The 23,070-nt window shown below is 36.4% G+C and carries 22 protein-coding genes and 1 pseudogene; 22 read left to right on the forward strand and 1 reads right to left on the reverse strand.

The window, feature by feature from the left end; all coding sequences use genetic code 11:
• The first annotated feature begins 9 nt into the window (after positions 1–9).
• The 3 genes from NSS71_RS03430 to NSS71_RS03440 all read left to right on the forward strand — a co-directional run bounded on the left by NSS71_RS03430 (position 10) and on the right by NSS71_RS03440 (position 5,049).
• The gene (locus NSS71_RS03430) at positions 10–1,782 is read left to right on the forward strand and encodes a vWA domain-containing protein (RefSeq protein ID WP_047939977.1); all 1,773 of its coding nucleotides are present in this window, start codon (positions 10–12) and stop codon (positions 1,780–1,782) included.
• A complete protein-coding gene (locus tag NSS71_RS03435) occupies positions 1,766–4,525 on the forward strand; it encodes a VWA domain-containing protein (protein ID WP_235844433.1) in 2,760 nt (919 codons plus the stop codon). Before NSS71_RS03430 ends, NSS71_RS03435 begins: the two co-directional genes overlap by 17 nt.
• Before the next feature lie 341 nt (positions 4,526–4,866).
• A complete protein-coding gene (locus tag NSS71_RS03440) occupies positions 4,867–5,049 on the forward strand; it encodes a hypothetical protein (RefSeq protein WP_144544195.1) in 183 nt (60 codons plus the stop codon).
• 122 nt (positions 5,050–5,171) lie between these two features.
• On the opposite strand, the pseudogene NSS71_RS25640 reads toward NSS71_RS03440, so the two are convergent.
• Positions 5,172–5,324 (reverse strand): annotated as a pseudogene (locus NSS71_RS25640) (IS256 family transposase); the annotation flags it as partial.
• A gap of 422 nt (positions 5,325–5,746) precedes the next feature.
• Here NSS71_RS25640 and NSS71_RS03445 point away from each other — a divergent pair.
• The 19 genes from NSS71_RS03445 (at position 5,747) to hslV (ending at position 23,068) form a co-directional block, all read left to right on the forward strand.
• On the forward strand, positions 5,747–6,079 hold the full coding sequence (locus NSS71_RS03445) for a putative DNA-binding protein (RefSeq protein ID WP_047939979.1): 333 nt from the start codon (positions 5,747–5,749) through the stop codon (positions 6,077–6,079).
• Between the two features lie 12 nt (positions 6,080–6,091).
• On the forward strand, positions 6,092–7,444 hold the full coding sequence (gene ffh / locus NSS71_RS03450) for a signal recognition particle protein (RefSeq protein WP_341151294.1): 1,353 nt from the start codon (positions 6,092–6,094) through the stop codon (positions 7,442–7,444).
• A gap of 175 nt (positions 7,445–7,619) precedes the next feature.
• Positions 7,620–7,892, forward strand: a complete 273-nt coding sequence (gene rpsP, locus NSS71_RS03455) for a 30S ribosomal protein S16 (RefSeq protein ID WP_016201097.1) — start codon at positions 7,620–7,622, stop codon at positions 7,890–7,892.
• 11 nt (positions 7,893–7,903) lie between these two features.
• A complete protein-coding gene (locus NSS71_RS03460; protein ID WP_031534442.1) occupies positions 7,904–8,134 on the forward strand; it encodes a KH domain-containing protein in 231 nt (76 codons plus the stop codon).
• Positions 8,135–8,492: 358 nt separating this feature from the next.
• The gene (locus NSS71_RS03465) at positions 8,493–8,870 is read left to right on the forward strand and encodes a YlqD family protein (RefSeq protein WP_047939981.1); all 378 of its coding nucleotides are present in this window, start codon (positions 8,493–8,495) and stop codon (positions 8,868–8,870) included.
• Between the two features lie 11 nt (positions 8,871–8,881).
• On the forward strand, positions 8,882–9,400 hold the full coding sequence (rimM, locus tag NSS71_RS03470; RefSeq protein ID WP_144579777.1) for a ribosome maturation factor RimM: 519 nt from the start codon (positions 8,882–8,884) through the stop codon (positions 9,398–9,400).
• Complete coding sequence (trmD, locus tag NSS71_RS03475; protein ID WP_047939983.1) at positions 9,400–10,143, forward strand: tRNA (guanosine(37)-N1)-methyltransferase TrmD; 744 nt, start codon at positions 9,400–9,402, stop codon at positions 10,141–10,143. Before rimM ends, trmD begins: the two co-directional genes overlap by 1 nt.
• A 220-nt stretch (positions 10,144–10,363) precedes the next feature.
• Complete coding sequence (rplS, locus tag NSS71_RS03480; RefSeq protein WP_047939984.1) at positions 10,364–10,708, forward strand: 50S ribosomal protein L19; 345 nt, start codon at positions 10,364–10,366, stop codon at positions 10,706–10,708.
• Between the two features lie 344 nt (positions 10,709–11,052).
• Positions 11,053–11,589: a signal peptidase I gene (gene lepB / locus NSS71_RS03485; protein ID WP_047939986.1), complete on the forward strand. Its 537-nt coding sequence runs from the start codon at positions 11,053–11,055 to the stop codon at positions 11,587–11,589.
• Between the two features lie 28 nt (positions 11,590–11,617).
• Positions 11,618–12,469 carry a ribosome biogenesis GTPase YlqF gene (gene ylqF / locus NSS71_RS03490; RefSeq protein WP_047939987.1) on the forward strand — a complete coding sequence of 284 codons (852 nt, stop codon included), beginning with the start codon at positions 11,618–11,620 and terminating at the stop codon, positions 12,467–12,469.
• 237 nt (positions 12,470–12,706) lie between these two features.
• On the forward strand, positions 12,707–13,483 hold the full coding sequence (locus NSS71_RS03495) for a ribonuclease HII (protein WP_095257551.1): 777 nt from the start codon (positions 12,707–12,709) through the stop codon (positions 13,481–13,483).
• Between the two features lie 30 nt (positions 13,484–13,513).
• A complete protein-coding gene (locus NSS71_RS03500; RefSeq protein ID WP_061796710.1) occupies positions 13,514–14,767 on the forward strand; it encodes a hypothetical protein in 1,254 nt (417 codons plus the stop codon).
• Complete coding sequence (locus NSS71_RS03505) at positions 14,764–15,078, forward strand: EscU/YscU/HrcU family type III secretion system export apparatus switch protein (RefSeq protein WP_341151295.1); 315 nt, start codon at positions 14,764–14,766, stop codon at positions 15,076–15,078. Before NSS71_RS03500 ends, NSS71_RS03505 begins: the two co-directional genes overlap by 4 nt.
• Positions 15,079–15,364: 286 nt before the next feature.
• Positions 15,365–16,540, forward strand: a complete 1,176-nt coding sequence (gene sucC / locus NSS71_RS03510; protein WP_047939991.1) for an ADP-forming succinate--CoA ligase subunit beta — start codon at positions 15,365–15,367, stop codon at positions 16,538–16,540.
• Complete coding sequence (gene sucD / locus NSS71_RS03515) at positions 16,540–17,457, forward strand: succinate--CoA ligase subunit alpha (RefSeq protein WP_047939992.1); 918 nt, start codon at positions 16,540–16,542, stop codon at positions 17,455–17,457. The genes sucC and sucD overlap by 1 nt, the downstream gene beginning before the upstream one ends.
• Before the next feature lie 242 nt (positions 17,458–17,699).
• Positions 17,700–18,569 carry a DNA-processing protein DprA gene (dprA, locus tag NSS71_RS03520; protein ID WP_341151957.1) on the forward strand — a complete coding sequence of 290 codons (870 nt, stop codon included), beginning with the start codon at positions 17,700–17,702 and terminating at the stop codon, positions 18,567–18,569.
• Between the two features lie 470 nt (positions 18,570–19,039).
• Positions 19,040–21,115, forward strand: a complete 2,076-nt coding sequence (gene topA, locus NSS71_RS03525) for a type I DNA topoisomerase (protein WP_095257550.1) — start codon at positions 19,040–19,042, stop codon at positions 21,113–21,115.
• 473 nt (positions 21,116–21,588) lie between these two features.
• Complete coding sequence (gene xerC / locus NSS71_RS03530) at positions 21,589–22,491, forward strand: tyrosine recombinase XerC (RefSeq protein WP_047939994.1); 903 nt, start codon at positions 21,589–21,591, stop codon at positions 22,489–22,491.
• 34 nt (positions 22,492–22,525) lie between these two features.
• Positions 22,526–23,068 carry an ATP-dependent protease subunit HslV gene (hslV, locus tag NSS71_RS03535; protein ID WP_016201113.1) on the forward strand — a complete coding sequence of 181 codons (543 nt, stop codon included), beginning with the start codon at positions 22,526–22,528 and terminating at the stop codon, positions 23,066–23,068.
• Positions 23,069–23,070: the final 2 nt, after the last annotated feature.

A 23,070-nucleotide genomic window follows, 5' to 3' on the forward strand; every position in this document is an offset into this window, starting at 1 on the left:
AGAGACAAAATGCATTTAGCACAACCCTATTATTTTTTGCTGCTAATTTTTATTGGATTATTCATCCTAATATATTTTTTTCGCAAAAAATATACAAAACAAACTATCCCCTCCAATTTACTTTGGGAGGAAGTTCTTAAGGAAATGAGGGCATCCTCCTGGTTTCATAAATGGCAAAATAATGTTCTATTCTGGCTGCAGCTTCTATGCTTGCTACTCTTGATGTTTGCATTAGTAGGACCATATTTTGCTAAAGAAACGATGAAAGGGGAGCAAATCATATTCTTATTTGATACCTCGGCTTCGATGGCCGCGAATGGTAGTAGCTCTAACCGTTTAGAAGATAGTAAAAAAGAAGCACTCGAAATGATGAAAGGTCTTCAGAAAAATCAAGCCGTTACGATTTTAGAGGTAAATGATCGTCCTCAAATACTTCTGCATAATGAGTCAGAGCGAGATAAAATAAGTGCCGCAATCAAAGGGCTAGAACTTTCCTATACACATGAAGACTGGCAAAGTGCAACAGAGCTGACGGCAAGTCTAGCGAAAGAGGGTAAAACGGCCATTCATATTTTTTCGGATGGGGTAGAGAAGGAAAGAATAAAAAATATCGATTCTTTTTATGTAAAAGTACATAATCAAGAGCAGGAAAAAGCAGAAAATGTTTCAATTTTATCTTTTGGTGTATCAAAAAATGCCGATAAAATAGCGGGAATTGCGATGGTGGAAAACCAAACAGATTCCCAAAAAACAATACCTTTTCAAGTTGAAAGTGAAAAAACAGTGCTTTATCAACAAGATATTGAATTAGAGCCAAAGGAAAGAAAAGTAATTGCGATAAACGATCTTCCTGAGAAATCTTATTACAGTGCCCAACTTAATGTAACAGATGATTTTTTAGTTGATAATATGCAAACCGCTGTATTAAATAAACAGGCAACAACTATGTATACTGATAATGAAATGAATCCTTTTTTGGTAAAAGGATTTGAGGCGATCGGTCTTCAAGTTATCCAAATGGAGAATAAAGAAGATTTTCTCACAAAACAGGATGGTATTTTCCTATTATCTGGTTCTGCGTTACCCGAACATATCGAAGGCCCATTTGTTTTCTTCTTTACAGGTGGAAAAAAAGAAGAAGTGCAAACAGTGATAGAACCAAGTGAGGATGAACTACTTTTACATGTCGATATGAAGGATGTTTTTATCGCAAGTGCAACGAAGCAGACAATGAAAACGATGAAACCCATTGTTAAAAGTGGAGAACTGCCGTTAATTCAAAAAGGTGAATGGAATAATCAGCCCGCTATAGCTATTCAATTTGACTTAAAAGATAGTGATTGGCCATTACATCCAAGTTTTCCGATCTTTTTATATAATATGTATCAATGGCTTTCTTCTCAATCCAATTATGTTGGTGATTTTCAGCCATTAGAATCGCGGACCATTCATTTAACAAGCAAAGAAACAGAGTGGGATATTTATAATGAAAGCGACCAATTAGTGAGAACCTTCTCATTGGATGATGGTTTCCAAGCACCAAAGCTGCCTGGTGTTTATCAATTGACAAATGGCTCTGAAATTCTTTATTTTTCAGTAAATCTAGATGATCGAGAGAAGACGACTGCTACGCAAAAGTCGTTTGTTCTAAATGAAGATAAACTAATAGGCAATGAAATGACAAAAACGCAGAATGATTGGTTATGGTATATTTTATGTTTGCTTGCGCTGATCACTTTATGTATGGAATGGGAGGTGTATCGACGTGCAGATAGAGTTTAAATACCCATTCATTCTATTAATTTTTCTTCCTATTGTCTTTCTTCTTTATCGGTACTGGAAACAATCAAGGATGATGTCAAATAGAAAAGAAAGACAAGTTATTCTCTTTTTAAGAAGCTTGATTTTTTCTCTATTAATTCTTGCGCTTGCCATTCCACAAATAGTTCTGCCGCAAAAAGAAAACCAAGTTGTTTTTCTGATGGATCGCAGTGCAAGTGTACAAGATGCAGGAGAGCAGCAGCTTGAATGGCTGGAAAAAAGCTTGCGATATAAAAAAGAAAAAGATCTCTATAGTGTTCTTTCCTTCGGAGAAAAAACAACTATAGAGCAAATGATGGGCAAAGATGAACTTCGTTTTCCGAAATGGAATGAGGAGTTAGGCAAAGACCACACAAATATTGAAGGGGCGCTTAACCTTGCCAGCAGTGTTTTTTCCAATAATAGCGGCGGTAGGATTATACTGTTTACCGACGGGAACGAAACGATGGGAAATCTTACTGAAGCGGCAAAATTATTAAAAAACCGCTCCATTGAATTAGACACTGTGCTGCTTGAGCCCTCTTTATATGAAGATACTGCTGTTACAGATGTAGAAGTGCCGTCCACTTTATTTGAAGGGGAACAAGCAAATGTTTCTGTAACAATTGAAAGTAATAAGGCGAAAACGGGATTACTACATTTTTATGAAAATAATCATAAAATTGTCTCAAAGTCTATCAAAGTGAAAGAAGGTACAAATGTAATCCCTATTCAGTTTCCTGTAAAACAGACTGGCTTGGTAACATATAAAGCAGAAGTTGAACTTATGAATGATGCCTATGCTGAAAATAACAAGCTTCAGGTTGTCAATACGGTTAAAACCATTCCGAAAATTTTAGTAGTGCAAAATAGTCCCAATGAAGCATTTGTTCAAGCATTAGAAGCTGCTGGGTATAAAGTAGAGGTTCGTTCCTCTATTCAGCTTCCTACTGTGCTTTCTGGCTATTTAAACTATCAGTCGATTATTTTTAATAATATTGCAGCAACAGATATTACGGAAAAGCAAATGAGTCTTATTGAAAAAAGCGTTAAAGACTTTGGTGTCGGTTTTCTCATGACGGGTGGAGAAAACAGTTTCGGGTTAGGAGGATATTTTCAAACCCCTATCGAAAAATTATTGCCTGTTGATATGGATATAAAAGGGAAAAAGGAAATGCCCTCACTGGCATTAATGATTGTTTTGGACCGTTCGGGAAGCATGGACGGATCGAAATTTTCGTTAGCAAAAGAAGCAGCAGCTCGGACTGTAGAATTGCTTCAAGAGACTGATACATTAGGATTTATAGCTTTTGATGATAAACCGTGGGTTATTGTAGAACCTGAACCTTTGAAAAATAAAGAGGAAGTTGTAGAGAAGATTCGTTCTGTCCCAGTTGGCGGCGGAACCGAAATTTATGGGTCATTACTGGAAGCCTATGAGCAAATCAGTGATTTAGATGTAAAAAGAAAACATATTATTTTGCTAACAGATGGACAATCTGCAACGAATAATAATTATGAAGAGTTAATTAATAATGGCAGCAAGAAAAACGTTACAATTTCAACAGTGGCTTTGGGGGCGGATGCAGATCGGAATTTATTAGAAGAATTAGCGGAAATGGGAGCTGGACGTTTTTATGATGTACAGGATTCTTCGGTAATTCCTTCGATTCTATCAAGAGAAACTGTTATGGCGACAAGAACTTATATTGAGGATAATCCGTTTTATCCTCAAATAAAGTCTGGCTACGGATGGGATTCCTTGTTTAGTAAAGGGGTACCAAAAATGAATGCCTATATCGCAACAACGCCAAAATCAGAAAGCACCGTTCCAATTGAGAGTACAAAAAAAGATCCTGTTCTAGCGGAATGGCAATACGGTTTAGGTAAGGCAATAGCTTTCACTTCTGATGTAAATGGTATGTGGGCAGGAGATTGGGCGCGTTGGAACCAATGGAGTAGTTTTATGACAAAAATGGTCGCAAATACCCTGCCACAGTACGATTCGGAAGCATATTCTTTATCCGTTGAAAAAGCGAAAGACCGAACCTATCTATCGATAACCGCTGATCATTTATCGATGCTTCCGATTGAAACAACCATTATTTCCGAAAGAGGAGATACGGTGGAAGGAAATACAAAAATGATTGCTCCAGGAAAATATGAAGTGGATGTTGACGATGATCCAGGTCTTTATTTTATTCATGTTAAACAAACAGATGAGGACGGAAACGTTACTGTTTACCAATCAGGATTTACCGTTCCCTATTCAGACGAATATTTAATTACCGGAGCAAATAAAGAAAAGCTTGCTGAGCTTCTGGCGATAACTAACGGATCTCAGCTGGAGAAAGAATCACAAGCGTTTCGTCCGTTAAAGGATCCAGTTAAACAAAAGCAGGAAATTACCGAAATCTTGCTGCTGATTAGCTTCCTGCTTCTATTTTTCGAAATTGCTATTAGAAGACTTGGATTACCAGTGAAATTTTTCCCTGTCTTTGAAAAGAGAAAAAGAGGTAAGCGTCAAAAGAATCGAATATCTTCTATAGAGAAGAAAAAAAGTGGAGCACCTAAAGAAAGACCAGTTGCTTTAAAGAAAGATGTTTCAAGCAGAGAACCGAAACAAAAGCAAGAAAAACCGCGAGAGAAGATAAAGACGGAAAAGGTAGACAGCGAAAATCATTTGGAACAATTATTACAAATGAAGCGGAAGAAAAAGCGATGAATCAGATTGGTATGAAACTGCAGACAAACTTTATTGATTGTCTGCAGTTTTTTGAGGTGGAAAAGGTAATAGAGAAGTACCATCTGTGACCGAGCAAGGGGCAAGAAGTCAAGTCCGAAATAATGTGTTAAATTCCTTAACTACAATGTTACAACTTAATTTAGATTCTTTTAATTCTAGGGTATAATAAACTAATATTGTAATATTTTGGAATAGAGGAAATGGTCAAAAAAAAGGAGAGAGACATGAGCAACAAACTACTATAGTTTATTTGGAGTTATCTAACTTATTCCTTCGAAGAGGCTATTGATGGAGCAGATTTGATAGCGGAAGTAAAAATAATGGTAGAACTACTGCAAAAAAACACCGTAACGGCTACACATGAACTAGGAAATGCAATTGGTATAGGCGATTTATATAGTGTAGTTAATAAAAACAAACTAATGTATGGGATAGAAAACAGAACTGAAATGCACCACAAACTGCTGATAAAACAGATGCAAAAGAGGCTACGAGATCATTGAAATTCTAGAATTATGAATCTAGCAATTTTTTAGAAATATTAATTTTAATATTCAAAGATAGAGTCCTCCAGAAAAGAGATATATGAAACGTTTGATTAGGCAGCTTTTATAAGGTGTCTTTTTTCTGGCTCATAATAGCCTTTAAGGTAATCACGTCGGTCGGCAGAACGTTCATAAGAATTGGCATTTAGATAGAGGTCACGCTCTTTTTCCATAAGTTCATTTAATACTAAAACGATAGAAGATTTCGTAATCGCTTCTATATCAAAATTAATTACGGATTCTTTTTACACAATTATATGGACTTAATCGGGAAAGAGGAGAAAAAGGTAACAGAGAAGCTTAGTAAAACCTATGTGTATTTTATGTCAAAAAAACTTATCTCATTTATAGATGCTCAGTAAGACAATTACCAGTTTGTACAACGATAACCAAGGCGCTTCCGCTTTTCGATTTGTCCGGCTCCGAGTGTCCAGGGGCTGATGGGCTTTCCACCGCTTCCCTACGATAAGTCAACATCAGTTCACTGTCTTTCGCTGTGTTTCCTTTATTTCAGTAAGACACCTACCAGTTTGTACAACGATAACCAAGGCGCTTCCGCTTTTCGATTTGTAAAGATATTTTCTTGACATCTTTTTTGGGGGTGTGTAAAATAGTCGATGTAAAGGCTTTTGACTTAACACGGGGGTATTATTCGATGCTTGAGAAAACAACGAGAATGAATTATTTATTTGATTTCTATCAGTCGTTGTTAACACCGAAGCAACGAAGCTATATGTCTCTTTACTATTTGGATGATTACTCTCTTGGGGAGATTGCTGCGGAGTACAATGTAAGCCGTCAAGCGGTGTATGACAACATTAAACGTACGGAAGCAATGCTAGAAGAATATGAGAATAAGTTAGTGTTACTTCAGAAATTTCAGGAACGTCAAGTTCTTTTTGAAAAGATGAAAAAAATGCTAGAACATGATACCTTATCTATATCTGCGTTGCGAGAAGCAGTAGAGGAACTAGAGAAATTAGATTAAGGAGGCTGACGTATGGCATTTGAAGGTTTAGCTGACCGACTGCAGAACACGATGCAAAAAATCCGCGGAAAAGGGAAAGTAAATGAAGCGGATGTTAAAGAAATGATGCGTGAAGTTCGTCTTGCACTCCTTGAAGCGGACGTTAACTTTAAAGTGGTAAAAGACTTTGTCAAAAAAGTAAGTGAGCGTGCAGTTGGACAGGAAGTGCTAAAAAGCTTAACTCCTGGACAACAAGTTATTAAAGTAGTAAAAGAAGAACTTACTGAATTAATGGGTGGAGAAGAAAGTAAAATTGGCGTTAGTAAGCGCCCTCCAACTGTTGTTATGATGGTCGGACTACAAGGGGCAGGTAAAACAACAACTACTGGTAAGCTTGCGAATTTATTGCGTAAAAAACATAATCGTAATCCGTTATTGGTAGCTGCAGATATTTATCGTCCTGCTGCGATTAAGCAATTGCAAACTTTAGGAAAGCAGCTTGATTTTCCGGTATTTTCACTAGGAGATCAAGTTAGTCCAGTTGAAATTGCAAAACAAGCAATTGAAAAAGCAAAAGAAGATCATCATGATTATGTTTTAATTGATACAGCTGGTCGCCTTCATGTAGACGAAGCACTAATGGATGAATTAAAGCAGATCAAAGAACTTGCAAACCCAGAAGAAATATTACTCGTTGTCGATGCAATGACAGGGCAGGATGCTGTTAACGTAGCTGGCAGTTTTAACGAGCAGTTAGGATTAACGGGAGTTGTTTTAACAAAACTTGATGGGGATACACGCGGGGGAGCAGCACTTTCTATTCGTTCTGTTACAAATACACCAATTAAATTTGTTGGTTTGGGAGAAAAAATGGATGCGCTTGAAGCGTTTCACCCTGAGAGAATGGTTTCCAGAATCTTAGGAATGGGCGATGTCCTAAGCTTAATCGAAAAAGCACAAATTAATGTAGATGAAGAAAAAGCAAGAGAGTTAGAAAAGAAAATGAAGTCTGATTCATTTACCTTTGATGATTTTCTTGATTCCTTAAGCCAAGTTAGAAGTATGGGGCCGCTGGACGAATTATTAAAAATGATGCCAGGTGCGAACAAAATCAAAGGCTTAAATAATATGAAGGTGGATGAAAAGCAAATTGCCCATGTTGAGGCAATCATTAAGTCCATGACAAAGCAAGAAAAAGAGCATCCTGAAATTATCAATTCTGGCAGAAGAAAGCGTATTGCGAAAGGAAGCGGAAGAACGGTTCCAGAAGTAAATCGACTTTTAAAACAGTTTGATGATATGAAAAAAATGATGAAGCAAATGACCAATATGGGTCAAAAAGGCAAGAAAAAAGGTAAATTTAAATTACCATTTAACCCTTTTTAACAGCGATTATTTGTAAAAAAGAGGATCTGTTTGTCCATTGGAATGGCGCGGAGACTGCCTGTGAGAGGGCTTAAATAAAGATTTTTAACACTGACAAGAAAAAACACTTTACAAAGTGTTGGAGTATCTGATAATATACTATCTTGTGTGAAACTATTCGGAGGTGCAATATTAAATGGCAGTAAAAATTCGTTTAAAAAGAATGGGAGCAAAAAAATCTCCTTTTTATCGTATCGTAGTAGCAGATTCTCGTTCACCACGTGATGGACGTTTCATTGAAACAGTAGGAACTTACAATCCAGTAGCAAACCCTGCTATCGTGGAAATCAACGAAGATAAAGCTCTACAATGGTTACAAAATGGTGCAAAACCATCTGATACAGTACGTAACCTATTCTCTAACCAAGGTATTATGGAGAAATTCCACAATATCAAAAACGGTAAATAATATTTGATGCAATGAAAGAGCTTATAGAAACGATTGTTAAGCCCCTTGTTGATTTTCCAGAGGAAGTTGCTGTAACTGTAACAGAAGAGGATAATCGTATCACTTACTTGCTTTCTGTCAACGAGAATGACATTGGAAAGGTAATAGGGAAGCAAGGGCGAGTTGCTAGAGCAATTCGAACGATTGTTTATGCAGCAGGATCATTACAACAAAAGAAAATTATTGTTGATATTAGAGATTAAATGAAAAGGAAGGAGGGGGAACCCTCCTTCCTTTATTTTTTAGGGGAAATAGTAGCTTTGGCTGATAAAATGGAAATTTGGCTGAAAAGAGAGCGTGTTTGGCTGATAAATCGGAAATTTGGCTGATAAGAAAGCAGGATTGGCTGATAAATCGAGATTTTGGGCTGATGATCGCACTATAAATAGCTAATATAACTTCATTACCCTAAAAGGCAGAAACAAACGGCAGCTTTTCTGAAAAATAGTTGTAATTACGTTCGGAAAATTGATTCCCCCCTTTGTTTTTAGACGAAAACAGTAATCTGTGTTACTTTGTTAGTAGTAAGGACTAAAGTTGTCATCTGTTAGGAGGAAGTGAATGAAGATTCTTCAGTCTGTAACAGTAAAACAAGTATTAACCGAAACTACCAAAAAGTCGATTTCCGATCGATATAGGCAAGAAATACAGCAGTTAGAAAAAGAAATACAGCAGCTTCAATTTGAAGAAAGAAAACAATTGAAAAATAATCCTTCTATTTCGGAAATAAAAACTTTTTTTCGTAAGGAAGTTACAAATAAATTAGAGAAACAAAAAACGATAGAGTTTCAATTAAAGCAATTACATATACTACCGTTAGGGACAGAGATTAAAGAACAGGAAGTAATGGGACTTGTTGATGTTCAAGTGGGACAGGCTTGGGAAAGTACTAAGAAGACGATTGTTGTCAAAGATGGAATAGTGGTTGACATTCGATAGAGGTGAAGGTAATGGAAAAATGGTTTAATGTTGGAAAAGTTGTAAATACCCATGGGATAAGAGGAGAAATCCGCGTCATTTCTCGTACTGATTTTCCAGAAGAACGATATAAAATTGGAAACACCATTTATTTTTTTCAAAACGATAAAGCAAATCCCCTAGAACTGAAAATTAAAAGTCATCGTGAGCATAAGAACTTCAATCTACTTACATTTGAAGGCTATGATAATGTAAATGATGTAGAATTTATGAAGGGTGGTCTCCTGAAGGTTCCAGAGAGTTTTTTAGGTGAGCTTGCGGAGAATGAATATTACTTCCATGAAATTATTGGCTGTAAAGTAGTGACAGTTAAAGGAGAAGAACTTGGAGAAATCACAGAAATTTTAACACCAGGTGCAAATGATGTTTGGGTGGTAAAGGGTAAAGATAAGAGTGAAATTTTAATTCCTTATATTGAAGAGGTAGTCATGAAAGTAGATGTAGAAGAAAAAGTAGTTGTCATAGAGCCGATGGAAGGGCTGTTGTCTTAATGAAAATTGACGTATTGACTTTATTTCCTGAGATGTTTGAAGGCGTCCTTCATAGCTCCATTTTAAAAAAAGCACAAGAAGCGGAAAAAGTAGCTTATAAGATCGTCAATTTTCGCGATTATGCCGATAATAAACATCAAACCGTTGATGATTATCCATATGGAGGAGGTGCGGGAATGGTGTTGAAGCCACAGCCTATATTTGACGCTGTGGACGCTCTAAAACCAAAAGATAACAGAAAGCCTCGTGTCATCTTGATGTGCCCTCAAGGCGAAAGATACAGTCAAGCAAAAGCAGAGGAATTAGCACAAGAAGAGCATTTGATTTTCATTTGCGGACATTATGAAGGCTATGATGAGAGAATTAGAGAACATTTAGTGACAGATGAAATCTCCATTGGTGATTATGTCCTTACAGGCGGCGAATTAGGGGCTATGGTCGTTATTGATAGTGTAGTACGTTTATTACCAGGCGTGCTTGGAAAAGAAGCATCCCATGTTAATGACTCTTTTAGCACTGGTTTGTTGGAGCATCCTCATTACACTCGTCCAGCCGATTTCCGAGGAATGAAGGTACCAGACACGCTGCTTTCTGGAAATCATGCACATATTGATGAATGGAGAGAAAGGGAATCCTTCCGAAGAACGATTGAAAGACGACCAGATTTACTCGAAAATTATCCGCTGACTGAGAAGCAGAAAAAGTTGGTAAAAGAGCTAACAAATCAGCATCATCCAAGCTAATGGGGGATGGAATTGTTGATGATTTGATGAAGGAATCTATTAAGGAGCAAGGTAATACTATTATTTTCAGAAAAAATATTGCTGTTATGCTCCTTTTATGTTAAGATAACACTTGTGACTTAAACAGATGAATTTCTGTGAAGGGTCTTATAACGATGTTCCGCTGCAAGTGGTCTCTATCTATGAGTGCAAGAGCGTCTGTTGGAAGGAGTTGAAAACGATGCAAAAATTAATAGAAGAAATTACAAAAGAACAACTTCGTTCTGATCTTCCTGCGTTCCGTCCTGGTGACACTGTACGTGTACACGTGAAAGTTGTTGAGGGTACTCGTGAGCGTATTCAGTTATTTGAAGGTGTTGTAATTAAGCGTCGTGGTGGTGGAATCAGCGAAACTTTTACAGTACGTAAAGTTTCTTACGGAGTTGGCGTTGAGCGTACATTCCCTGTTCACACACCTAAAATTGCGAAGCTAGAAGTTATCCGTCGCGGTAAAGTACGCCGTGCGAAACTTTACTACCTACGTAACCTGCGTGGTAAAAAAGCTCGTATTAAAGAAATTCGATAATTGTTACCAAAAAAGAGCCTGTTCTTGTAACAAGCTCTTTTTTATATCCTTAAATGCTGCTTATAGAAAACTCGCATATTAGAAATAATAGTCCTATAATTCATCCAAAAATGAGGGGGATGCTGAGAAAGGAAACTGAAGTGGTCTTTAAATGGAATCACAACTTAGCAAATCTATTTCTAATCTATATGCGAATAATTGGAGTAATCTGGAACAAAAGTCCAACTGTAATCTTTCCAATTTTACTTCATCCGGAAATTCCGCTAAAATATTATCATGGTAGAGAACTTTTAACCATACATAAAAAAATACCTATATTGTTCAGTTAAGGATTGGTGAAAGGTATGGCAACTGAAAAGAAGAAGAAAAATGAAATTTGGGAATGGAGTAAAGCATTAATAATTGCTGTTTTACTTGCTGTTGTTATTCGCTATTTTTTATTTGCTCCAATTGTAGTTGATGGTGAGTCCATGCAGTCTACATTGCTAGATCAAGATCGAATGATTGTCAATAAGATAAATTACAAAGTAAGTGAACCGAAGCGTTTTGATATTGTTGTGTTCCACGCTCCAGAAGGTAAGGACTATATAAAAAGAGTAATTGGTCTACCCGGAGATACAATTGAATATCGCGATGATGTTTTATATGTGAACGGACAAGCTTATGAAGAACCTTATTTAGAACATAATAAAGAAGGCGTAATAGGCCCTCTAACAGAAGACTTTACAGCAACTGTGCCAAAAGGAGAATTATTTGTGATGGGAGATAACCGTCGCAATAGTAAAGACAGTCGTCATATCGGTACAATTGGCTTTGATAAAATTATTGGTACTACGAGTGTGGTATATTGGCCAATAGCTGATTGGAAAATAGTAGAATAATGTTAGTGGGAGAAATAGAGGTGCATGCATGACTATACAATGGTTTCCAGGGCATATGGCAAAAGCCAGAAGGCAAGTAACGGAAAAATTAAAGCTAGTTGATATTATTTTTGAATTAGTGGATGCGAGAATTCCGCAATCTTCACGAAATCCAATGATTGATGAAATTATCCAGCATAAGCCAAGAATTGTTTTGTTAAATAAAGCAGATATGGCAGATAAAGAACGAACGAAAGAATGGATTCGTTATTTTCAAAGTCAAGGGATAAGAGCACTTGCGATTAACTCTCAAGCAGGTGTTGGAATGAAAGAAATTACTGCTTTAGCAAAAGAAGTACTAGCAGAAAAATTTGATCGGATGAAAGCGAAAGGGATTAGACCTCGAGCGATTCGAGCGATGATTGTTGGAATTCCTAATGCAGGTAAATCTACTTTAATTAATCGGTTGGCAAAGAAAAACATTGCCAAAACGGGGAATACACCTGGTGTGACGAAAGCGCAGCAATGGATTAAAGTAGGGAAAGAACTGGAGTTATTAGATACACCTGGAATACTATGGCCGAAATTTGAAGATCAGGAAGTAGGCTTAAAGCTTGCATTAACAGGTGCGATAAAGGATACAATTTTGAATTTGCAGGACATTGCTATATTCGGACTTCGTTTTTTGGAAAAAGAGTATCCGCAACGTTTAAAAGAAAGGTACCAATTAGAAATAATTCCAGAAGATACAGTAGAGCTGTTTGATCGTATCGGTGAGATAAGAGGAGCTCTGTCGGGTGGCGGTATCGTTAACTATGATAAAGTAACGGAACTAATTATTCGTGACATTAGAGGTGAAAAGTTTGGTCCGCTAACTTTTGAAAGAGCAGACGAAATGTAAGGGAAAAACTGCAAGGAGAAGTGGCTAAAAACAGACACTTCTCTTTTTTATGTAATATATATTTACCTATAAATGATTAGGTCCAGCGCTTTGAATCATATGGGAGATAAGAAATGATATGAAGCATCCCACACGGAATAATAGGACCATTTATAGGACCGGTCTCTTGGAAGGGAATGTGATCGGGGCTATAAAAAAGGAAGCGATTGAACCGATATAACTACTGAGGTGTAAACAATGAAATTAGCAACAATGAAAGATATCAAAGAGGCGCTAGAAGCAATAAGGGAAGTAAATGACCCATTTATCCTTGAATTAGAAAAAGACGAGAGGAAAGGGGCTCAGAAGCTTTTAGAAGCGTGGAAGAAGCGGATAGAGAAGGAAGAAAAGCTCCATCATCACTTTCTATCAATGAACCACTATGAACAAATTATCAGAAAGCAAGGTTATACATATATAGCAGGAATCGATGAGGTTGGCAGAGGACCGCTTGCAGGGCCTGTTGTTACAGCAGCTGTCATCCTGCCAGAAGATTTCTATTTACCAGGTATCGATGACTCAAAAAAATTATCTGAGAAAAAAAGAGAATTATTTTACGAGATAATCCAAAAAGAAGCAATTGCCATTGGCGTGGGAATTATTTCACCTGCTGAAATTGATCGTATAAATATTTATCAAGCAACAAAAAAAGGGATGCTTCTAGCAATTAATGAACTTTCACAAACGCCAGACTACTTACTAATTGACGCAATGAAATTAACGACACCATATCCAAGTCAATCTCTTATTAAAGGAGACAGTAAAAGTGTCTCTATTGCTGCAGCTAGTATAATAGCAAAAGTGACAAGAGATCGTATGATGAAAGAGCTGCATCAAGAATATCCAGAATACCATTTTGCGACAAACATGGGCTATGGGACACAGGAACATTTAGCTGCTCTTAAAGAGTACGGAATTACCATTCATCATCGTAAAAGTTTTTCCCCTGTGAAAGAGATGGTAGAAAATAACTAGCTGAATCTGTAAGGAAGGAGGAAGAGAAAGATGAATGTGAACCATATTGTCCAAACTTTATTTCAAGAAAACCTTATGAGTAATAAAAGTCTGGAATTACGAGATGGACAACTAGTTTATGGGAAATTAACGAAACTTTTTCCTCAACAAATGGCAGAGGTACAAATAGGCTCACAAAAAATGCTTGCAAACCTAACGATTCCGTTAACTCTTGATAAAAGTTATTGGTTTCAAGTTTCCATTACAGATAACAAACCAGTTCTAAAAGTATTGCCGCAGTCATCAGAAGTTCCAGCTGCAAAGGGGAATATCAATGGATTACTTCAGCAGCTGCATCTTACCGATACGAAAGAAAATAAACTGCTTCTTCATTTTTTACTATCTAATAATCTACCAATTTCGAAAGAAGCGATAAGATCTATAGGTGAATGGCTGCCAAAATCAATAGGGAAACAGGAGCTTGCTACTATCGGTCTTATGATGGAAAGAGAGCTCCCTCTAACAAAGGAAGTATTTGCAAGTATTTCCGCCTTGCAATCCAATAAAGGAGTTAGTGTGCTGCTAAATGAACTTCAGCAGCAGTTGTCTACCTATCATATTAAAGAACCAAAGGTAGCGGATGTTCTTTCGGGGATTAGTGAGAGTGGAAAGGTTGCTCAAGATAATATCGTTGCTTCACTAAAAGCTGTTCTGCATAAAATGGGCTATTCGTTTGAAGCGGGATTGTTACAGCATACGCAAATAGAGGAGCAAACAACTAAAGAAATATTAAAACCATTGCTGCTAGGATTGATGGGAAAAGATATCCCTGATGTTGTGAAAGAAACTGCAGGTCAATTAATTGATAAAGTGACAGGGTATCAGCTTATCAGTCAGCAAACAGGTCCAATGATGCAAATGATAACAGAAATTCCTCTTCGTTTTTTTAATCAACAAGTGGATGTGACAATGCAATATAATGGCAGAAAAACAGCAGATGGAAAAGTCGATAGTAATTATTGTCGCATTCTTTTTTACTTAGAACTGGCTAATTTAAAAGATACAGTTATTGATATCCATATTCAAAATAGAATCATGAACATGATTATATTAAATGATCAGTCAACAAAAATAATGCCCTTAATTAAACAGGCAGAGGAGCCCTTAAAAGAAAAACTACGGGAATTAGATTATACCTTACTGTCTATTCATGTGAAAGACTTGTCAAAAGAAAACAAACCCATATGGAGTTCCCAACAAGCAGTGAAAGGAAATGCCTACAGAGGGGTGGATATAAAAATATGAATAAACACCATTCTTTAAAAAGGAAAGAAGCAATAGCATTAACTTATGAACAGCAAAAACACGCTTCCCCTACCGTTATTGCAAAAGGCAAAGGCGTGATTGCAGAACAAATTCTGGAACGTGCCAAAAAAGAGAACATTCCAATTCAAGAAGATCCCTCTCTTGTAGAGCTTTTAAGTAAATTAAATATAAATGAACAAATTCCTGAAGATTTATACATGACAGTGGCAGAAGTGTTTGCATTTATTTATGCTTTAGAGAAGGAAGTAACGGAAAAAGAGGGGGAAAAAGAGGGGGAAAAAGGAAAATAAGAAAGAAAAAATATTTTTAATTGTAAAATATTTAAAGATAAAAGCCTTTTTTATAGACAAAGAAAGGTTTTTTCCTTTAAAATGAAAGCGTGAACATATTTTTGTCTTTTCTAAATACATAAAATAATCGTAATTTGCTCTCGAAAAGAATATTAATACAGTGATAACGATACTTATGTTTTGGAAAAAACAAATGAATGGATGGGAAAAAGTTATTCATTCACGAAAGTCATCATGCAGTTGTCTCCAATTTTACACAAAAAGGGAAAATAAGGGGTGTGGAAGCTTGAATATTCATGAATATCAGGGGAAAGAGATTTTAGAATTAAATGGCGTCGCAGTACCAAAAGGAAAAGTAGCTTTTACAGTAGAAGAGGCAGTGCGAGCTGCAGAAACATTAAATAGTGATGTATGGGTAGTGAAAGCGCAAATCCATGCAGGTGGTCGCGGTAAGGCTGGAGGAGTAAAAGTTGCCAAAAGCTTAGATGAAGTACAAACATATGCTTCTGACATTCTAGGGAGCACATTAGTAACTCACCAAACAGGTCCCGAAGGAAAAGTTGTAAAACGATTATTAATTGAAGAAGGTTGCCGGATCAAGAAGGAATATTACATAGGTTTTGTTGTGGATCGAGCAACATCTAGAATCGTATTGATGGCTTCTGAAGAAGGCGGTACAGAAATTGAGGAAATTGCAGAAAAGTACCCAGAGAAGATTGTAAAAGAAGTTATTGATCCAGTGACTGGCTTAACACCATTTCAAGCACGTCGAGTTGCTTTCTCTATTAACATTCCGAGCAAGCAAGTTAATAAAGCGGTTGCCTTTATGACTGGATTATATAAAGTATTTGTTGAAAAAGACTGCTCTATTGCTGAAATTAATCCCTTAGTTTTAACGGAAGATGGAAATATTATCGCATTGGATGCAAAATTAAATTTTGATTCAAATGCATTGTATAGACATAAAGATATTGTTGCCTATAGAGATTTAGATGAAGAAAACGAAAAAGAATTAGAAGCTTCTAAATATGATTTAAGCTATATTGCCTTAAATGGAAATATTGGCTGTATGGTCAATGGTGCTGGACTTGCTATGGCAACAATGGATATTGTTAAGCATTATGGCGGAGAACCGGCCAATTTCTTAGATGTTGGGGGCGGTGCGACAGCAGAAAAAGTTACGGAAGCATTTAAAATCATTCTATCTGATTCTAATGTGAAGGGGATTTTTGTCAATATTTTTGGAGGCATCATGAAATGTGATGTTATTGCGACTGGAATTGTAGAAGCCGCAAAGCAAGTTAGTCTTCATGTACCATTAGTTGTTCGCTTGGAAGGAACAAATGTGGAGCTTGGCAAAAAAATTCTTCGTGAATCTGGAGTAGATATTGTCGCAGCAGAATCAATGGCAGATGGTGCTGAGAAAATTGTAACCCTAGTAGAACAAGGAGGGAATGCATAATGAGTGTTTTTATTAATAAAGATACAAAAGTCCTTGTCCAAGGAATCACAGGTGCAACAGCACTATTTCATACTAAACAAATGCTTGAATATGGAACTAAAATAGTTGGCGGGGTAACACCAGGGAAAGGTGGTACAACGGTAGAAGGAGTGCCGGTATTTAATACCGTTAAAGATGCAGTGGATGTAACCGAAGCAAATGCATCCGTAATTTATGTACCAGCTCCATTTGCAGCAGACGCTATTTTAGAAGCTGTTGATGCCGAATTAGACTTAGTAATCTGTATTACCGAACATATTCCTGTTCTGGACATGGTGAAAGTTAAGCGCTATTTGGAAGGGAAAAAGACTAGATTAATAGGACCAAACTGTCCAGGTGTAATTACCCCAGAAGAATGTAAAATTGGCATTATGCCAGGATATATCCATAAGAAAGGGCATGTAGGCGTTGTTTCTCGTTCTGGTACTTTAACATATGAGGCTGTTCATCAGCTTTCTCAAGCTGGGATTGGTCAGTCAACAGCTGTAGGAATTGGTGGAGATCCAGTTAATGGAACAGATTTTATTGATACACTAAAAGCATTTAATGAAGATGAAGATACGTATGCAGTTATCATGATTGGGGAAATTGGTGGGACGGCTGAAGAAGAAGCAGCCCGCTGGGTGAAAGAAAACATGACGAAGCCAGTTGTTGGATTTATCGGCGGTCGTACAGCTCCTCCAGGAAAGCGTATGGGCCATGCGGGGGCAATAATCTCTGGCGGTAAAGGAACAGCAGATGAGAAAATTAGTGTTCTAACGGAATGTGGCATTAAAGTAGCCCCAACACCATCTGATATGGGGGCAACACTTATTGAGGTGTTAAAAGAGCAGTCGTTATACGAAAAATGTAAGACACATGAAGTGGTAGCAAAATAGAGAAAAGCTTAATCTAGCCTTATTCCACTAAATAAGGCTAGGTTTTTTCTTGATTTTTTTAAAGAGGATGGCATATGTAGCTAATCTATTAATTTACAATAGAAACAGTACCTCAATACTAGGAATTTTCAGAAAAACTAATTATAATGAAGGAAGATAATCCTTATTTAATTTATGTTTCTCTTTCTTTTGTATTTTTAGCTGATTTCTTTGTGAAAAGTAGAAAGCGAAAGGAAGAAAAGATGGAAATAATAAATAAATTATTAGTGAAATTACATCATTGTCAAGGAATCAGCTGGAAAATGATCGATCGTCTTCTAAAAGAAGATCCCACTCTTCAGTTGGAGAAAATCCCTTCCTTTATATCCTCGATGTCACCTACTATGGAAAAGGAAATAGTAGAAACAATCCATTCTCATCATGTTGAAGAACAATTAAACCAATATTGGTTTAATCAAATTCATCCAATTACATTTTTTGATCCGTTATATCCGCCGTTTTTAAAAGAAATATATCAACCACCTTGGGTTCTTTATGCAAAAGGAGATCTTGAGCTGCTGCAATCGAAGAGAAAGCTTGCAATTGTAGGTTCGCGTTTAGCTACCAATTATAGTACCAAAGTAATAACAAGGTTGATGAAAGAACTAGTAGAGGAGAAAATCACCATAGTAAGTGGACTTGCACATGGGGTTGATTCGATTGCCCATAAGCTGGCAATCGAAAATGGCGGCAAAACCATCGGTGTTATTGCTGGAGGTATTTTTCATATCTATCCAAAAGAAAGCATAGAGTTAGCAGGAGAAATGATGAAACATCATTTAGTCATTTCCGAATATCCTCCGTTAACTAAGCCTCTAAAATGGCAATTTCCAATGAGAAATCGAATTATAAGCGGTTTAAGCAATGGAACACTTGTCGTAGAAGCAAAGAAAAAAAGCGGCTCCTTAATAACTGCTAATTTCGCTGTAAATGAAGGGCGGGATGTATTTGCTGTTCCTGGCAATATATTTAGTCCTTATTCAGACGGTCCAAATGAATTAATTCAACAAGGAGCAAAGCCGGTGCTTGAAGCAAAAGATATACTAGAAGAATGGAAGCATTTATCGAAGTAGGAAAAAGTAAACTAGAAATAGCTTTGCAGACAAATTTATTAAATAAAATAATCATTTTCACAGATAGTAAAATGAAAATAGTTTGCAATACAAAAGGAAAGTGATACGCTATAAGCAGCAAATTATTTAAGGAATTATCTTTTTTTAGTTCGGTCAGTGTGACTAACATCTCTGCCAATGAGAATTCACCGGAGGGGATTTAGCTGCAGTTAAGAAAGTAAAAACGCTATTCCAAACCAATGAGCAAGAAAAGTTGTTTCCATAAATTTGGAGTTTTTCATGAAAATTCAAAAAAAGTGTTGCTATTTTTATCATTTTGTTATACATTTTGCAACGTATAGATATTTCAAAGATAAAATTATGTAAATAAAGAGAGTGAAAACGTTTGCTAGTTATCGGAATGTTTGACAAATCAAAACATAGTATACAATAATAGTGAATATTTAAATCCCTCTTAAGGAGGACAGTTGATGTCAGATTTTTTAGTAATCGTTGAGTCACCAGCTAAAGCAAAGACAATAGAACGATATTTAGGAAAAAAATATAAAGTGAAAGCATCGATGGGGCATATTAGGGATTTGCCTAAAAGCCAAATGGGTGTTGATATAGAAAAACAATTTGAGCCGAAGTACATAACTATCCGTGGAAAAGGTCCAGTATTAAAAGAACTTAAAACAGCAGCAAAAAAAGCCAAAAAAATCTATTTAGCAGCTGACCCGGATCGCGAAGGAGAGGCAATTGCCTGGCATTTGGCAAATAGCTTAAATGTTGATATCGAATCAGATTGTCGCGTTGTTTTCAATGAGATAACAAAAGATGCTATCAAAGAATCATTTAAGCATCCTCGTGCGATTAATATGGATTTAGTAGATTCTCAGCAGGCTAGAAGAGTTTTAGACCGTTTAGTGGGTTATAATATCAGTCCATTATTATGGAAAAAAGTAAAAAAAGGGCTTAGTGCAGGAAGAGTACAATCAGTTGCAGTACGTCTCATTATTGAAAGAGAACAAGAAATTAAAGAATTTGTACCAGAAGAATACTGGTCCATTGAAGGAAGTTTTATAAAAGGAAAAAATAATTTCGAAGCATCCTTTTACGGTGTAAATGGAAAAAAAGTTGAGTTGCATTCAGAAGATGAAGTAAAAAAAATTACTAGTCAGTTAAAAGATAATAAGTTTACTGTCGATAAAGTGAGTAAAAAAGAGCGGAAGAGAAATCCTGCTGTTCCATTTACAACATCTTCTTTACAACAGGAAGCTGCCCGCAAATTGAATTTCCGAGCAAAGAAAACAATGATGTTAGCACAGCAATTATATGAAGGAATAGATCTTGGAAAAGAAGGAACAGTGGGTTTGATAACCTATATGAGAACGGATTCCACTAGAATATCAGAGGTTGCACAAAGTGAAGCATATGACTATATAAACAGTCAATATGGCAAAGAGTATACACGTGAAGAGAAGAAACAAGAGAAGAAAAATCCAAAGGTTCAAGATGCCCATGAAGCAGTACGTCCAACTAGTATAGGTCGTGAGCCTAGCAAGATGAAGGAATATTTATCCCGAGATCAATTTAGATTGTATAAGCTTGTGTGGGAAAGATTTATTGCCAGCCAAATGGCGCCAGCTGTTATGGATACGATGAGTGTGGATTTATCAAATGGTAACGTCCTTTTTCGTGCTAATGGTTCAAAAATTAAGTTCCCAGGTTTTATGAAGGTATATGTGGAGGGCACAGATGACAACGTTGATGAGAAAGATCGACAGCTCCCAGATTTAAAAGAAGGAGATGTTGTCTTAAATAAGGATATTGATACAAAACAGCATTTCACTCAGCCGCCTCCACGTTATACAGAAGCAAGATTAGTTAGAACACTAGAGGAATTGGGGATAGGAAGACCATCTACATTCGCACCAACTTTAGATACAATTCAAAAAAGAGGTTATGTGGCTCTTGATAACAAACGATTTATTCCAACGGAGCTTGGGGAAATTGTTTTAGAGTTAATTTTAGAATTTTTCCCAGAAATATTAAATATTGAGTTTACAGCCAATATGGAACAAGACTTGGATAATATTGAGGCGGGCAAGGTCAATTGGGTAAAGGTTATCGACGATTTTTATAAAACGTTTGAGAAAAGACTTGAAGTTGCAGAACAAGAGATGCAAACTATTGAAATCAAAGATGAGCCAGCTGGAGAGGACTGCGAAGAATGTGGTCATCCGATGGTATTTAAAATGGGACGTTATGGAAAATTTATGGCATGTAGTAATTTTCCAGAATGCAGAAATACGAAAGCAATCGTCAAGGATATTGGTGTGAAATGTCCGAAGTGTCATGAAGGGAATATAATTGAAAGAAAAAGTAAAAAACGCAGAATTTTTTATGGCTGTGATCGATTCCCAGAATGTGACTTCATTTCATGGGATAAACCACTACAAAGACCATGTCCAAAATGTGAAAATATGTTAGTGGAGAAAAAATTAAAAAAAGGCGTTCAAGTACAGTGCGTAAACTGCGACTATAAAGAAGAACCACAAAGTTAAAATAGCTAGAATAAATAAATTTATTTGAGGGTGAGCAAAAGCTCACTCTCTTGTCACGTTACTGCCCAAGTATTCTTTTTCAAGTATCCCCTAAATTAGATATATAATGGAAGAAAAATAGATATTTTGCGAAAAAATTATTAATTCGCTTAAAGTAGAAACTTTTCATTCTTTCAATCGTATAGTAAAATGCTATGAGTGAACATCATCCATACATTTTAGCAGAAATAAAAAATGACAATTTTTTTACATTTGTAGCTGATTCTAATTCTTCTGTGTTTAAAGCGATATACTCTAGAAGGAAAGTTCCATAATCATTTAGGATTATCTTAATCTCAAAAGGGAAGAGTGTAGAAACAATAGGTTGTGAAAGAAATGATGCGAACAATTCGGAACTTTGTGAAAAATATGTAAATTGATTGATTGTAGCTAAAAAGTATGATAATATGATGAAGCCATTGTGAGGTGAGGTTATGAAACAGGAATTAAACAATCATGTTCACGCATTTATTGCCTATTTGCAGATTGAAAAAAATTACTCACCATATACAATAGAATTTTATACACAAGATATTAACCAATTCTTTCACTTTATGAAAGATCAAGTAATAGACAAGTTAGAAGACGTAAGTCCATCTGATGTAAGAATATACTTAACAGAGCTGTTTTCAAAGCAATTAGCAAGAAAAACAATTGCTCGGAAAATCTCTAGTTTGAGAAGTTTTTATCGTTTTTTGCTTAGGGAAAAAATAGTAGAAAATAACCCATTTTCTGCTGTATCGATCCCAAAGCTAGAAAAGAGATTACCTGATTTTTTCTACGAGGAAGAATTGCAGCAACTCTTTTTATCATGTGATACGAACACGCCCCTAGGACTAAGAAATAAAGCATTGCTGGAATTATTGTATGCAACCGGCATTCGTGTTGGTGAATGTACAAAAATTCAGTTGAGCGATATTGATTTCAGTGTCTCTACTGTGTTAGTTAGGGGGAAGGGCCAGAAGGAAAGATATGTTCCGTTTGGTAGTTTTGCTCATAATGCTCTTGAAGCGTACATAAAAGCGGGTAGGAATCAGTTGATGAAAAATTCAACAGATCATTCTTATCTGTTTGTTAATTATCGCGGAGGAATGTTAACAGATAACGGAGTTCGTGATATCTTAAATAAAATGATGAATACTTCATCCTCACAAGGAAAAATTCATCCCCATAAATTGAGACATTCATTTGCCACGCATTTACTGGCAAATGGTGCAGATATGAGAACGGTTCAGGAATTATTAGGTCATGCATTTTTAACATCAACACAAATATATACACATGTCACAAATGAGTATCTAAAAAAGACGTATATGTCTTATCATCCTAGGGCATAGTCAATTGGTAGAAGGAGGAAGTAACATGTCTGAAATGCCACAATTTCATGCAACAACTATTTTTGCAGTTAAACATAAAGGGAAATCAGCAATGTCCGGTGATGGGCAAGTCACACTTGGAAATGCTGTTGTGATGAAACATACAGCCCGTAAGGTTAGAAAGCTTTTTAACGGGAAAGTAATTGCAGGATTTGCGGGATCAGTTGCGGATGCCTTTACTCTTTTTGAACTATTTGAAGGGAAATTAGATGAGTATAATGGGAACCTACAGCGCGCTTCAGTAGAGCTTGCGAAGCTGTGGCGCAGTGATAAAGTTCTTAGAAAACTTGAAGCGATGCTGATCGTAATGAATGAAACGGATCTATTATTGGTATCTGGAACAGGAGAAGTAATTGAACCAGATGATGGTATACTTGCAATTGGATCTGGCGGAAACTATGCTTTAGCAGCTGGCAGAGCACTAAAAACTTACTCAGGAGATAATCTTTCTGCATACGATATCGCTAAAGCAGCTCTAGAGATTGCTGGTGAGATTTGTGTCTATACAAATAATAATATCATCGTAGAAGAATTATAGGG

Source organism: Niallia sp. FSL W8-0951, from assembly GCF_038006525.1.
Classification (GTDB): Bacteria; Bacillota; Bacilli; order Bacillales; family Cytobacillaceae; genus Niallia; species Niallia circulans.

Excerpts from the sequence above, each read along its gene's own strand:
- NSS71_RS03430 (WP_047939977.1), top strand. The coding sequence starts at position 10 with ATGCATTTAGCACAACCCTATTATTTTTTGCTGCTAATTTTTATTGGA.
- NSS71_RS03440 (WP_144544195.1), top strand. The coding sequence starts at position 4,867 with ATGGTAGAACTACTGCAAAAAAACACCGTAACGGCTACACATGAACTA.
- NSS71_RS03445 (WP_047939979.1), top strand. The coding sequence starts at position 5,747 with ATGCTTGAGAAAACAACGAGAATGAATTATTTATTTGATTTCTATCAG.
- ffh (WP_341151294.1), top strand. The coding sequence starts at position 6,092 with ATGGCATTTGAAGGTTTAGCTGACCGACTGCAGAACACGATGCAAAAA.
- rpsP (WP_016201097.1), top strand. The coding sequence starts at position 7,620 with ATGGCAGTAAAAATTCGTTTAAAAAGAATGGGAGCAAAAAAATCTCCT.
- NSS71_RS03460 (WP_031534442.1), top strand. The coding sequence starts at position 7,904 with ATGAAAGAGCTTATAGAAACGATTGTTAAGCCCCTTGTTGATTTTCCA.
- NSS71_RS03465 (WP_047939981.1), top strand. The coding sequence starts at position 8,493 with ATGAAGATTCTTCAGTCTGTAACAGTAAAACAAGTATTAACCGAAACT.
- rimM (WP_144579777.1), top strand. The coding sequence starts at position 8,882 with ATGGAAAAATGGTTTAATGTTGGAAAAGTTGTAAATACCCATGGGATA.
- trmD (WP_047939983.1), top strand. The coding sequence starts at position 9,400 with ATGAAAATTGACGTATTGACTTTATTTCCTGAGATGTTTGAAGGCGTC.
- rplS (WP_047939984.1), top strand. The coding sequence starts at position 10,364 with ATGCAAAAATTAATAGAAGAAATTACAAAAGAACAACTTCGTTCTGAT.
- lepB (WP_047939986.1), top strand. The coding sequence starts at position 11,053 with ATGGCAACTGAAAAGAAGAAGAAAAATGAAATTTGGGAATGGAGTAAA.
- ylqF (WP_047939987.1), top strand. The coding sequence starts at position 11,618 with ATGACTATACAATGGTTTCCAGGGCATATGGCAAAAGCCAGAAGGCAA.
- NSS71_RS03495 (WP_095257551.1), top strand. The coding sequence starts at position 12,707 with ATGAAATTAGCAACAATGAAAGATATCAAAGAGGCGCTAGAAGCAATA.
- NSS71_RS03500 (WP_061796710.1), top strand. The coding sequence starts at position 13,514 with ATGAATGTGAACCATATTGTCCAAACTTTATTTCAAGAAAACCTTATG.
- NSS71_RS03505 (WP_341151295.1), top strand. The coding sequence starts at position 14,764 with ATGAATAAACACCATTCTTTAAAAAGGAAAGAAGCAATAGCATTAACT.
- sucD (WP_047939992.1), top strand. The coding sequence starts at position 16,540 with ATGAGTGTTTTTATTAATAAAGATACAAAAGTCCTTGTCCAAGGAATC.
- dprA (WP_341151957.1), top strand. The coding sequence starts at position 17,700 with ATGGAAATAATAAATAAATTATTAGTGAAATTACATCATTGTCAAGGA.
- topA (WP_095257550.1), top strand. The coding sequence starts at position 19,040 with ATGTCAGATTTTTTAGTAATCGTTGAGTCACCAGCTAAAGCAAAGACA.
- xerC (WP_047939994.1), top strand. The coding sequence starts at position 21,589 with ATGAAACAGGAATTAAACAATCATGTTCACGCATTTATTGCCTATTTG.
- hslV (WP_016201113.1), top strand. The coding sequence starts at position 22,526 with ATGCCACAATTTCATGCAACAACTATTTTTGCAGTTAAACATAAAGGG.